General features: G+C 52.6%; 11 protein-coding genes. 10 read left to right on the top strand and 1 reads right to left on the bottom strand.

Annotated elements, in window-relative coordinates:
• Positions 1 to 74: 74 nt before the first annotated feature.
• From H6F94_RS22020 to moaA, 3 genes are all read left to right on the top strand, one after another.
• Positions 75 to 2,450, top strand: coding sequence for a DUF3769 domain-containing protein (locus H6F94_RS22020; protein WP_190804380.1), 2,376 nt, complete (start codon positions 75 to 77; stop codon positions 2,448 to 2,450).
• Positions 2,451 to 2,454: 4 nt separating this feature from the next.
• Complete coding sequence (locus tag H6F94_RS22025; protein ID WP_190804381.1) at positions 2,455 to 3,045, top strand: hypothetical protein; 591 nt, start codon at positions 2,455 to 2,457, stop codon at positions 3,043 to 3,045.
• Positions 3,046 to 3,198: 153 nt separating this feature from the next.
• Positions 3,199 to 4,176, top strand: coding sequence for a GTP 3',8-cyclase MoaA (moaA, locus tag H6F94_RS22030; protein WP_190804382.1), 978 nt, complete (start codon positions 3,199 to 3,201; stop codon positions 4,174 to 4,176).
• A gap of 227 nt (positions 4,177 to 4,403) precedes the next feature.
• Here the strand turns inward: moaA and H6F94_RS22035 are convergent, their stop codons facing one another.
• Positions 4,404 to 5,057, bottom strand: coding sequence for a hypothetical protein (locus H6F94_RS22035; protein WP_190804383.1), 654 nt, complete (start codon positions 5,055 to 5,057; stop codon positions 4,404 to 4,406).
• Between the two features lie 355 nt (positions 5,058 to 5,412).
• Between H6F94_RS22035 and H6F94_RS22040 the strand changes: the two genes are divergently transcribed.
• From H6F94_RS22040 to H6F94_RS22070, 7 genes are all read left to right on the top strand, one after another.
• A complete protein-coding gene (locus H6F94_RS22040) occupies positions 5,413 to 6,747 on the top strand; it encodes a glutamine synthetase family protein (protein ID WP_190804384.1) in 1,335 nt (444 codons plus the stop codon).
• A gap of 41 nt (positions 6,748 to 6,788) precedes the next feature.
• Complete coding sequence (locus H6F94_RS22045) at positions 6,789 to 7,643, top strand: AraC family transcriptional regulator (RefSeq protein WP_190804385.1); 855 nt, start codon at positions 6,789 to 6,791, stop codon at positions 7,641 to 7,643.
• A gap of 332 nt (positions 7,644 to 7,975) precedes the next feature.
• Positions 7,976 to 8,926 carry an SDR family NAD(P)-dependent oxidoreductase gene (locus H6F94_RS22050; protein ID WP_190804386.1) on the top strand — a complete coding sequence of 317 codons (951 nt, stop codon included), beginning with the start codon at positions 7,976 to 7,978 and terminating at the stop codon, positions 8,924 to 8,926.
• 48 nt (positions 8,927 to 8,974) lie between these two features.
• Entirely contained in the window at positions 8,975 to 9,547 is a 573-nt protein-coding gene (locus H6F94_RS22055) for a nuclear transport factor 2 family protein (protein ID WP_190804387.1), read from the top strand.
• A 73-nt stretch (positions 9,548 to 9,620) separates the two neighbouring features.
• Positions 9,621 to 10,379 (top strand): SDR family oxidoreductase, encoded by a 759-nt coding sequence (locus H6F94_RS22060; protein ID WP_190804388.1) that lies wholly within the window; start codon positions 9,621 to 9,623, stop codon positions 10,377 to 10,379.
• 58 nt (positions 10,380 to 10,437) lie between these two features.
• Positions 10,438 to 11,490: an aldo/keto reductase gene (locus tag H6F94_RS22065; protein ID WP_190804389.1), complete on the top strand. Its 1,053-nt coding sequence runs from the start codon at positions 10,438 to 10,440 to the stop codon at positions 11,488 to 11,490.
• A gap of 122 nt (positions 11,491 to 11,612) precedes the next feature.
• On the top strand, positions 11,613 to 13,091 hold the full coding sequence (locus H6F94_RS22070) for a sensor histidine kinase (RefSeq protein WP_199320577.1): 1,479 nt from the start codon (positions 11,613 to 11,615) through the stop codon (positions 13,089 to 13,091).
• Positions 13,092 to 13,109 lie beyond the last annotated feature (18 nt).

Below are 13,109 nucleotides of genomic sequence, written 5' to 3' on the forward strand. Positions count from 1 at the left end.
GAAGGAACATCACGATTGGGGGGAAGTCAGGACAGGGTGATGGGGCGCGTCCAACAGCTCGGATAGTTTTCTCCATGCCACCTCTGGTCCTACCACCTGCTCCCCCTCCTATCGTTCAGCAAGTGCCGCTGCCTAGTGCCGGTCAAGCTAGTCCAGGCTTTGCATTTGAGCCTGCTCCAGCAAGTCAAGAGCCTCAGGCAGCTGCAACCGCCTTTTCCCGCTCGCCTGCTCCACTACCGACCAGCCCTTCTGGGCTTTCTGCTAATCGGTCCTCTGTTCTGCCTTCTAATCCAGCAGGTCGGGCAACTTCACCGCCACAACCGATCCGACCATCAGTTCTCGGGCCAACAGTTCCTAGCACGAGCGCGGCACCCTTACTGGGTCAAATCGAGCCGGTCTCTCCTCAGCCTGAAGCGCTTGAGCCAGGATATGAAACAGGACCTGAAACCTATCAGCCGAGACCTGCGACAGGAACAGCTCAACCTGGTGCGCCGGCTCCGTCACAGTCTCTCCCATCGCAGCCATCACAGCTGTCACCACAGCCATTAACCCCTGAATCGCCGCTGCCCACGCCCGCACCAGCTGCACGGCCAGCCTCAGACTTGGAACCTAGAGAGTCTCCTACTGTGCTGCCTCTGGGCGGACCTGGGGCTGGTTCCAGAGTCGAGCTGAGGTCAGACCGTCAGGAATACGACGACCAACGCCGCATTTTCACAGCCACAGGCAATGTGGAGATGCGCTATCAAGACTCGGTTCTAACAGCAGACCGTCTGCGGGTTAACCTACTGACTCGGGTTGGTGTGGCAGAAGGCAATGTCAAACTGACGCGAGGCAATCAAATCAGCTCTGGCGAACGGCTGGAGTATAACTTCGCATTGGAGCAAGGGGTTTTTCTAGACGCCCGGGGCGAGATCAATCCAGGCAATGCCAATCAGCCTTTCTCACCGCCCCTAGCCTCAGATGTGCGGCCAGGCACACCGGGTTCAGGGGTTCCAATCAGCGGTGGCCCTGAGCAGTTGCAGGTGCAGTCCGCAGGCGGCATAGAGACGCAGTTGGGTATTGGCTCCCAGCCTTTTCGGCGGCAGGGCTCGGTTCGTCGCCTGCGCTACGAGGCCGAACGCATCGAGTTCAACCGCGATGGCTGGGTTGCTCGCAACATACGCATCACCAATGACCCCTACTCCCCACCCGAACTCGAACTGCGGGCTGAGAGTGCTCAATCAACCCGCCTAGCTACTGGCGAAGAGGAAATTACCACCACCCGCAGTACTCTGGTGCTAGACCAGAGGACAGTGGTGCCGCTACCAGAGACGCGGCGACGCATCAGCCGACGCCAGCAGCGGGATGAAACGCCCATCGGGATCGCCTTTGACGGGGATGACCGAGGCGGTTTGTATCTCGAACGCAATCTTGACTTGGTCAACACACCCACCACCAATGTCACGATCACGCCGCAGTTAACTCTTCAGCGTGCCGTGGAGAATGGCTTTTCACCGGATAGCCTATTTGCGTTGGAAACTGGACTGAATGTGGCTTTGGGTCCGGGCCAGGTTTTAGAGGGTTCGGCGGCATTAACTGGTCTTGACTTAGGCGATCTCGAAGACCAAGTGCGCGCGAATCTGCGCTATCGCAGGCTGGTTGGCACCCATACGCTCTCGGTGCAGTATGCCTATCGCAACCGTTTATTTAACGGCTCGTTAGGCCGCCAGACAGTACGCAATAGCTTTGGCGGTGTCTTGACCTCGCCAGTGATTCAGTTCGGGAATGGCTACCAACTCACCTACCAGGGCAGCGCCCAGCTGATTGAAGCCGAAAGCGACCGCAACGAAGACGAGAACCTGACTCTAGGGCGCTATCAGGTGGCCTCAGCTCTCAGCCGCTACTTCCCCCTCTGGCAGGGGACCCCTCTGCCCGCACAGCGTAATGCAGGCTTGCGCTACACAGCGGAACCTGTAGTGCCCTTTTTAGGGATCTTTGCTGGCATTTCTGGTCAATATTCGCTCTACAGCAATGGGGATGACCAAGGCTTGCTCTCGGGCACGATTGGGGTAGTAGGAGCTGTAGGGCGCTTCTCCAGACGGTTCTTTGACTACACCAGCTTCAACCTGTCCTATAGCCAAGGTTTAAGAACGGGTCGGTCCCCCTTCCGATTTGACCGTATCGAAGATGTTCAGGTGCTCTCGGCAGGATTTCTCCAGCAGATTTATGGTCCTTTCCGTATTGGAGTCCAAGGCAGCATCAACCTTGACACAGGTGAGATCGTCGACGCAAACTTTGTGCTGCGCTACGACCGCCGAACCTACGGTATTGTGCTGCAGTACAACCCCGAGCGGGCGATTGGCTCGTTGGGTCTGCGGATTAGTGACTTTAATTGGACCGGACCGACAGAACGCTTCTCAGCAACTGGCGTCACTCCAGTCAGCGGTGGCGTGGAGCGGGAGGCTCCTTAAGTGAATGGAAACGGCGATTGCCCTGCTCGAGCACTACAGCTTTGACTTGGGAGGCCGCCGGTGCACTGACCTAGTTGAGGAGTGGGCCGTAGCGTTCCCCCAGAATTGGCTGCGTCTGGCGGTAATTGAAGCGCTTTATCGAGGGCGCTACAAGGCATTGTCGGTGGAGCTTATCCTGGAAGTTTGGCAACGTCGCGGCCAGCCTCGGACCCACTTCAGCCATGAGTTTGACCGCTTGGTTTGTGAAGGGCTCACCCAACTCCAGCGCCCCGCAGACAGATTAAGCCAGGAGAGCTTGAGCCCAGAGCACCTAAACCCGGAGCACTTAAACTCACAGCAATTGAACCTAGAGCACTTAAACTCAGAGAGCCTGAGCCCAGAGAGCTTGAACGGGGCTGAGACCTCAAGCACTGCTTTGCTGCTGAAGCACGAGAACCAAACGCCTGGGTTAGCGTCAACTGAGTTAGCTGCAACCGAACCTGGGTCTATGCCCGAAACCCCTCTAGAGCTAACGGATGCCCTGCCTCCCCTGGAAGATTCCGCATTTTGTAGCAAGCTGCGGGCTCTGATGGAGTCAGACTCAGCCAATCATTGAGATACAACCTGGCCCCTACGCGCCAACTTGGCAGAACTGCTAAATGCCTCCCCGTCTGAAATTGGACTGGCTACCTTTGACGCTTAGGTGTAGGCAGTGGTCGCAACCCTACAATGAAGGCAGCCAATCCAGGCAGCACCAAGCCAGGGCGTCATGAATCCAGTCGACTATCTTCGTGTCAGCCTGATTGACCGCTGCAACTTCCGCTGCACCTACTGCATGCCAGAGGGTCAGGACCTGGAGTTCGTTCAGCGCCAGGATCTGCTCACCGATGCAGAGCTATTAACCCTGTTACGGGACGTGTTTATACCCCTAGGGTTTACCAAGTTTCGGCTAACAGGGGGCGAACCCCTAATTCGTCCAGGGGTTGTCGATCTGATTCAACAAATCGCGCATCTGCCGGGTTTAAGCGATTTGTCGATGACTACCAATGCTTATCTGCTCGCAGACTTGGCTCCTGGTCTATATGAAGCTGGTTTACGCCGGATCAACATTAGCCTCGACTCTCTAGACCCTGAAGTTTTTCGTCAGATCACCGGACGCAATCACTGGCAGCGCGTCTGGCAAGGCATTTTGGCCGCCCATGCAGCTGGGTTCAATCCGCTCAAGCTCAACGTGGTCGTGATTCCTGGTGTCAATGACACTGAGGTCCTCGACCTAGCCGCCTTGACCCTGGAGCGTGATTGGCATGTGCGCTTTATTGAGTTCATGCCCATTGGCAATGCCGAGTTGTTTGAGCACAAAGGCTGGGTTGACTCAGAAACCTTGCGGCAACGTATCCGGGAACGCTGGGGTTTGATCGAGTCAGCGGTGCGAGGTAATGGGCCAGCTGATATTTTCCAGATTCCAGGTGCTCAAGGCACCCTAGGCTTTATCAGTCAGATGTCCGAGTGTTTTTGCGACCGCTGCAACCGCATGCGGCTATCTGCAGACGGCTGGCTGCGCCCTTGTTTGCTCAACGAAACAGGCCAACTTGACCTGCGGCAGGCTCTGCGTAAGGAGCAAGATCTAACGGAAGTTCGCTCCGCCGTTGCCGAACTGCTACGGCTTAAGCCCGAGATTAATTTCAAAGCCCGCGACCGGGGTACAGATACCAACTACAGCCGCACAATGGTGCAGATCGGCGGCTAGCAATTGAGCAGCCAGAAGGTTCCAGGAGAGCTGGGACACACCTAAGCGCTGGATTCTGAGCACTAGATACGGAAACAGCCCCTTCAACTCTGCTCTTGAAAGTCATCAAGACTGAGGGAAGGGGCTGATGGCCGAGGTTTAGACAATGAATGTCAAGCGATGACTGGCAAGCGTATAACCGGGTAAGCGTACAGCTGGCAAGCTAAACGTACGACTGGAAAACGGTTCTACTCTGAGATTGGCACAGCCTTGAAGGCTCCGGTTTGCGGCACAAACAGGTCAATCTGGCTTACCCCTTCGGGGATTCTTAGCCAAACGTAGGCGTCCGCCGATGCACCCTGACGCATGCTAAATAAACTGACGGGCCCAGTTGAGCGTTTGAGAAAGTCAACAGGGTCGTAGGTTTCGCTGGTCCCAGGGTTAACGGCTTTGGTGCTACCTACGTTCAGCATGTCACTGCCAACAACGTCTTCTGCCTCGCGGCGAATGCGCATCTGCACATTCACCACATCCCGATTTCCGCTTGCTGGATCCTTAATGCGCTTGGCCGAAAGCAGTTCTACCCTTGCCTTAGTGCCAAATGCCGATTGCACAAATTGCCCTGGCTGGATTGCTGTGCTAGCTGCGCCTGGGGTCGCTGTCCCCTCTGCACTGGACTGGTCTGTCGCAGGATCACTACTGGCAGTTGAGTTAGTGGGCTCGCTGCTGACAGTGGTTGGGCTGACCGCAACTGGGGCAGGAGCTACAGCAGCGCGACTCACAGAATCTTCAAGGCTGTCGATGGACTGACGCAGATCAAAAACTTGATAGAGCGTAAAGCCACTGCCCATTAACGCCAGAATGGACAGAATCATCGAGGCACCAGAAAAGAAGGTATTCATAAAGCCGTTCTGACTCCGTGCTGGTGTAGACGTTGCTGGCCTATTTAAGTTTCGAGGTTGCTGACCTTCCATTCACCGATCCCTAGCGACGACAAGAGACATCGAACCTTCGAGCCAGGCGCAGAAAGAGGACCACAGCTTATTAAAATCCCCAAAAGCAAAACCTCTCCCAGCAGGGGGATTTTTGAGCAGCAAGTCAGCAAAAACGGTAAATAGACCAGGTAGATACAGTTATCTAGGGCTAAAGACCGTAGGATCGGCGCGCCGGTTCAAACAACAGCTCAAACAGCCGCTTGAACCCACAACAACAGCACAAACCGGGCAATTTTCTGAGAGATTGCCAGTTGGAGAAGGCATGGTCAGCGACGTCCTGGAAGCTTTGGGTAAGGCCAATACGCGGTTTATCCGGGTGCTTTGGTGCGACAACGCCAATATTATTCGCGCTAAGGCAATTCACATCGGCGCTTTGTCACGTCATCCAGACGGAGTCAGTATTTCAGTCGCTCAGCAAGCGCTGCCTGCTCTTTACGATGCAGTGGTATCAGGCAGTGGCTTGGGACCAGTCGGTGAGGTGCAGCTGGTGCCCGACTGGGAGACCCTTATGCCCTTGCCTTACGCCCCTAGCCATGCTCGTGTCTTTGGTGACATGGTCAAGGATCAGCGGCCCTGGTCGCTGTGCCCCCGCCACTTTCTCAAACGCATGATAGCTGAGGCAGAGCAGCAGGGCGGCTTTCAGGTGATGGCGGCGTTTGAGAACGAGTTTTATCTGCTGAAATCCAATTCAGACGGGCCGCTGCCAGCTGACGAGACAGTGTTTGCTTCCACATTGGCAATGGACCTGCATCAGCCAGTGATTGACGACATTACTGAAGCTCTCCTGGCACAGGGTATGCAGGTGGAGCAGTATTATCCGGAGTCTGGACCGGGTCAGCAGGAGATTTCAATCCTCTACAGCCACGCCCTGCAAGCTGCCGACCAGCAGATAGCTTTCCGCGAGACAGTACGGGCGGTTGCGCTGCGCCATAACCTCAGAGCTTCGTTTTTACCTAAGATCTTTGCCGACAAAGCCGGGAGTGGTTGTCACTTGCATCTGAGTTTGTGGCGGAACGGGCAGAACTTGTTGCCGAGCCCAGGCAGTGTAGGCGGTTTATCGGCAGTTGCGCGGGCCTTTATCGCAGGTATTTTGCAGCACTTGCCAGCCCTGATGGCCCTGACAACGCCCAGCCCAAATTCCTATCGCCGCATTCGACCGCATTTCTGGAGCGGCGCTTTTTGTTGCTGGGGCTTAGACAATCGGGAGGCAGCAGTGCGGGTTCCCGGTGGTCCAGGCGGTTCTGGCTCGACCCACTTTGAACTCAAAACCGCAGATGCTACTGCTAATCCATACCTGGCCTTGGGAGCAGTAATCGCAGCAGGCTTAGATGGCATTCGTCGCAACTTAAACCCTGGTGAGCCAGTCACCGTTGATCCAGGCCATCTATCGCCAGAACAGCGTCAGGCCCAGCAGATTGCTCCTCTACCAACCAATTTGGGAGAAGCCATTGAGCATCTGCGCCAGGACGAAGTGTTGCAGGGTGCCCTGGAGCCCGGCTTGGCTCAAGCTTATCTAGCGGTGCGTCAAGCGGAGTGGCAAGCTCTCAAAGGACTGGAACTTCCTGAAGAGGTCAAGCTGCTACTAGAGCGCTACTAAGGAGAATAGAGCAGGCATTGGCGGGGACAACGGGGAATTGTGTGTCGCTAGCACCAGAGAAAAAACAACACACGATCAAAGTGTGGTCCTTCCAGGATGTTCTGCTGGAGCTATACCGCTACGCGCCAGGTCCAGCAGAGTCGCTACCCAAGCACTCTCATGCGGAGTATCAGTTTTGCCTCAGCCTTGATTTCCCAGGTGAATACTACTACCGCGGCACTTATTATGCAGTGCCAGTAAGTAGCCTCAGCATCATTCACCCAGGAGAAGTACATTCCGCCCGTGATGTTGAAGATCGGCAAAATTGTGCCACATTTCGTACGTTGTATGCGAGTGTTGCTTTACTAGAAACGATTGCGGCAGAAATTGCCGGACATCAAACAAGTCTGCCTTTTTTCGCAAACCCAATCATTCTTGACCGATCACTTGCCAGGCTTTTTCTAGACTTTCATCTAGCGGTTGAGACTTCTACTTCTAAGCTAGAGCAGGAATCTCTGCTTCTGCACGTACTCACGCAGTTAACTACGCAATATGCAGATGCGAAAGCCTCAGAAAGAAGTGTGGGACGAGAGCAGAATTGCGTACGACAAGCTCGTGAATATCTAGAAGATAACCTGGCCCAAAATGTCAGTCTTGAGCAATTAGCTCAGGTAGTTAACCTCAGCCCTTATCATTTGCATCGTGTGTTTTGTAGCGAGATAGGGCTACCTCCCCATCAATATCAAACTCAGGTTCGCATTGCCCGTGCCAAGAGGTTGCTTTCTCAGGGATTGTCGATTCGTCAGGTCTCAATTGAAACGGGATTCGCAGATCAAAGCCACTTCACGCGGCATTTCAAGCGACTGATGCAGGTGACGCCAGGGCGCTACCGTTCTCAGAACGGCAAGTCAGAATAGCAAGAACGTTCAAGACAAAGCAAGCTAAGTCCTGTAGAAAGTAGTGGCGCTGGCCTATTTACTGCTGAGCATCTCATGAAGAAATGGCAAGATTTCTTTCAGTTTAGGATTGACAAAACTCGCTCAATTTGAGATTTCAACTATTCAAGAAGGAGACTCTATGGTCCTGGCTTCTAAACTTGATCGGGAGCATTGCAGTTTTCAAAAGCTACAGATATGGGGTTACAGAGACAAATCACTGTAGTTGCTGCGAAACTCAGGCAGAATTACCAGCCGAATTGACGCAGTGCAAGATTTAAACCATAGTTTCTTGAGGCAAGTTTGAAATAACCATGAGCAACACCAACGACAACGACCAACAGGCTACAAACAGCAGTCGAAAGCCCAGCCAAAGACTTTCTCGTCGTCGAATTCTATTGACCAGTGGTTTAGGAATAGCTGGACTTGCCACAGGAATCGTGGCCGAGACCGTACAAGCAAACACCCAAAAGCCTGTCACTCCTGAGGTGGGCAGAGCGAATCCCAATGGTAAGTTTGCTGGCAAAGTTGTACTGATTACCGGCGCAACCTCAGGGATTGGTGAAGCGACTGCCCGAGCTTTTGCCAAAGAAGGAGCTAGCGTTCACTTTTGCGGTCGTCGGGAGGCGCTGGGAGAACAGATCGCTCGCAGTATTCGAGAAACAGGCGGCAAAGCCACTTACCAGCGAGCTGATGTTCGGGTTGAAAACGATGTCAAAGCCTTCGTGGATAATTGCGTTCAGCGATACGGACGGCTCGATATTGCTTTCAACAATGCAGGCATTTTTATGACCCCTGCCGAACTGCAAGATATCCCACTCGATAATTTTTTGGACATTATAAGAACTAACACGGTCGGCGAATTTCTCTCAATGAAATATGAAATCCCATACATGCGTCGTCAAGGAGGCGGTGCCATTATCAACATGGCTTCCGTCTCTGGCCATGCTGGTTTTCCCAGAATGACTCACTATGCTGCCAGCAAGCACGGCATTGTGGGCATGACTAAGATTGCAGCAATCGAGAATGCAGATCACAATATCCGCGTCAATTCAATTTCACCTCTGGCGGTTGATACGCCACAGTTACGGGAGTCTGTTTCTTTCTTCAGAAGCAATTACGAAGAGGCAGTCAAGACAATGGTAACGAAGCGAATTATGACAACGGAAGAAATGGCACGGGCTGTGATGTTTCTCGCCTCCGATGAAGCCACCTCTATGACAGGCATGGATCTAGATGTGACGGGTGGCCACCTCGCTCGCTAATTCTTGTTCGCTGACTCTTGCCCGCTGACTACGGATGTGAAGACTGTCATGAAGAAAACTCTATCCAGCCAATCCACTCGAAAAGACTTTTTGAATTTAGGAGCGGTTGCGGGCTTCTCATTTCTTTTAGGCAGCCAAGATTTACTAGGGCAAAAAGCTTTAGCCCAGACCAGTTCCTCAGATCACCCCAATGTTGCCACTATCAAGCGTTACTATGCAGCCTACGGCAGGGGTGACTTGGCAACCGTGCGTCAAATTTTCGCACCTAACATTGTTTGGCACATACCAGGACATCATCCACTAGCTGGTTCCAAGCGAGGACCCAACGAAGTATTCGCCTTCTTTGAGCAACTGGATAAAGCCAATTTCAAGGCCGACCTCATCTATCTGGGTGGCAATGACAATTATGTGATTGATTGCCATCGGGGCTATGGCGCTATGGGCGAGGCTAAGCTCGACATCCCCTTTTGCCTACTGTTTCGCATGCAGGGTGGTCGCATTGTTGAGGCGACCAACTTCGTGGGCGACCAACACGCCGCTGACGCTTTTTTCTGGTCTGTTTACCCATTAAAGCCGATTCCTGGGCGCTTAGCACATGCGGAGGCTCAAGCTTTTGGCTGAGTAGCTTACACACCTAATCAATCAATACTCGAGTCAAATTTGTGTCTACAAGAGATGCAACAGGGAGATTCTCATGGCCTTATTTGATGGCAAAGTTGCACTTGTTACTGGCAGCAGTTCTGGTATTGGTCGCTCGACCGCAGTGGCCTTTGCCCGTGAGGGAGCCAAAGTGGTAGTGGCCAGCCGTCGAACCGATGAAGGGCAAGAAACAGTCCAACTGGTTCAAGCGGCAGGTAGTCAGGGGTTGTTTATCAAAACTGACGTAACCCAGGAAGCAGAAGTGAAGGCCCTAGTTGAGCAGACCATTCAAACTTTTGGCCGCCTCGATTGTGCCTTTAACAATGCAGGCATTGAACAAACACCCAAACCGCTCACTGAGCAAAGCGAAGAGGAATTCGCTCAAATCATGGATATCAATGTCAAGGGTGTCTGGTTAAGCATGAAGTATCAAATTCCTCGAATGCTTGAGCGCGGTGGCGCCATCGTCAATACATCTTCGATTAGCGGTGTTGTCGGTTTCGCCACCATTCCCATTTACAGCGCCAGCAAACATGCCGTTTTGGGATTAACCAAATGCATTGCCTTGGAGTATGCTAAATCGGGTATTCGGGTAAATGCAGTCTGCCCAGGCGCGATTGGTGGTACCGGCACTCTAGACCGCAGCTTTGGTGGTAGCCAAGAAGCGATGGCAACACTCAATGCCATGCACCCAATGGGACGAGTTGGCACGCCAGAAGAAGTGGCTGGAACGGTTATTTACCTTTGTTCTGATGCGGCTGCCTGGGTTACAGGCCAGTCAATCACAATTGATGGCGGCTATGCTGCGGGTTGATTGATCTAATGTTGATTGGATCACTTCAGTAAATCCTTCAATCCATTTGGAGAACAGCATGCGTTACAAACTATTGGGCAAAAGCGGCTTACGCATTTCTGAAATCTGCCTGGGTACTATGACCTTTGGCGAAGAAGTTGACTGGGGAGCATCCCGCGAAGAAAGTCGAAAAATCTTCGATGCCTTTATAGAAGCGGGAGGCAATTTCATTGATACAGCTAATGAGATTTACACGGGCGGTAGCAGCGAGAAATATCTGGGCGAATTCATTGCTGCGGATCGAGAGCGCGTGGTACTCGCTACCAAATACACCGATAGCCCACCTACAAAAGATCCCAATCGCGCTGGCAACCATCGCAAGAGCATGGTGCAATCGGTCGAGCGTAGCCTGAAGCGATTGAACACCGACTATATTGATTTGCTGTGGCTACATGCGTGGGATTTCACCACCCCTGTAGAAGAAGTCATGCGAGCCTTTGACGATTTGGTCCGTGCTGGCAAGGTTTTATATATCGGTGTCTCAGATGCACCGGCTTGGATCATTTCGCAGGCCAATATGCTGGCACAATTGCGAGGCTGGACATCGTTCATTGGCTTACAAATTGAGTACAACTTGATTGAAAGAACCTCAGAGCGAGAATTGCTGCCAATGGCCCGTGCGCTCGGCCTCGGTGTCACTGCTTGGTCACCTTTAGCCAGTGGCCTGCTAACCGGTAAGTACAACCAGAATGCATCAACACAGAATGCATCAACAGGTAGTTCCTCAGAATCAAAGCGATTGGAGCAAGCTCAGTTCACTGAGCTAAGCGAAAGAAACTTGGGTATTGCCGCCGCTGTACAACAAGTAGCGCAAGAGATTGGCAAAAGCCCTGCTCAAGTAGCCCTCAATTGGGTGAGGCAAAAAAAGATCATTCCAATCATTGGTGGCCGAAAGTTGTCGCAAGTCAAGGACAACTTAGCCTGTCTCGATTTTGAATTAGCAGACGCACATCTCAAGAGCTTAGATGAAGCGAGTCAGATTCAATTGGGCTTCCCCCACGACTTTCTTGCCAGAACCCGAGGAGCAACCTTTGGTGGAATGTTTGAGGCCATTGACAATCATCACCTCTAAATCAACTTCTAAATCAACTTATTGTTAGAGTTTGTGGGAGAGGGAATAGCAGTAGCATCAAGGAGTCAAATTGAAGCCACATTGAGCTTGACTGGGATTCCTTTGGGCCTCGTTTAGGTGTCATGATGCTCCACCTCGATACGTTACGTCAGGTGTCACTGCTTGCTGCTCTCCCACAGGAGCAACTGCATTGGCTGGCCGAACAGGGAACTGAGCTTTGGTTGCAACCTGGCGAAGTTTTGCGAGCAGAAGGTGAGCCTGCTGAACACGTCTTTTTGCTGCTTTCAGGACAGTTTCAAATTATACAAACGATTGAGCAACAAGAAATTCTTCTAACTACGCACTCCACGCCCACGCTCTTTGGGGAACTGCCGATTTTAATGGGCATGTCTCATTTTTGGGCCAGTGGGCGTGCTGTTACCCCCTGCCACATTCTCGAATTAGAAAACGAGGTTTTTTGGCGTTTGCTGATGACTGCCCCGACTGTCACGGTTGCCATTCTACGCACGATGGCGAAGCGTTGGCAGGAGGTGCAATCTTTGTCTCTACAACGTGAAAAACTGGTTGCTCTTGGCACTCTAGCCGCGGGTCTCGCTCACGAGCTGAATAACCCTGCTTCAGCCGGTCAACGAGCTGCTAGACAGTTGCAGGAGACCTTAGAAACATTGCACCCCCTTACGCTCAGATTAGGTCAACGGCCAATGCTGCCTGCCCAGCAGGCTTTCTTAGCAGACTCACAGCAGACCTTGCTCCATCCAACCCAAGCGCGAGTGGAGCTTGACCCTCTAACCCAGAGCGATCTAGAAGATAAACTGACAGACTGGCTAGAGGCACGCGGAGTTGTTGCGGGTTGGCAACTGGCCCCGAATTTAGTCCGAGCTGGATTGGATGTAGTTTGGCTGGAGAGGCTCAAAGAACAGGTTGCCCCCGAATTGCTAAGCGACGTGTTGACCTGGCTAGAGGCAACTTTAGCCCAAGCCGAGTTATTAGCTGAGGTTCAGCACAGCACTGAGCGCATTTCTAAGCTCGTGCAAGCCGTCAAGGACTACTCCTATTTAGACCAAGCCCCCTTGCAAGAAGTGGACTTGCATGAAGGGCTGGAGAGTACACTCACGATCTTGAAGCACAAGTTGAAAGGTGTGTTAGTTACCCGTGATTATGACCGCAGTTTACCGCCCATTCGAGCTTATGCAAGTGAACTAAATCAGGTGTGGACCAATCTCATCGACAACGCTATTGATGCGGTCAATGACCCTAGAAAAGATACACACACAGATCAGACAAGCGCCAAAAATATCAATACAAACGCGAACACAAGCCAAGAAGAACAGGGACAAATTTCGATTCGAACTTGCTGCGAGAACGACTGTGCAGTCATAACCATCACCGATAACGGCCCAGGCGTTCCACCAAACTTGCAATCGCGTATCTTTGACCTATTCTTCACGACTAAGGGCGTTGGCAGTGGTACGGGATTGGGCCTCAATATTGCCTATCGGGTTGTGGTGGAAAAGCACCAGGGAGATATTCGCCTTAGCTCACGGCCAGGAGAAACCTGCTTTGAAGTGCGTCTCCCGATAGACAGCTCCCAAAGGCTCTGACCCTGCAGTCGCCAGCAA

The sequence above is a fragment of the Leptolyngbya sp. FACHB-261 genome, assembly GCF_014696065.1.
Lineage (GTDB): Bacteria > Cyanobacteriota > Cyanobacteriia > FACHB-261 > FACHB-261 > FACHB-261.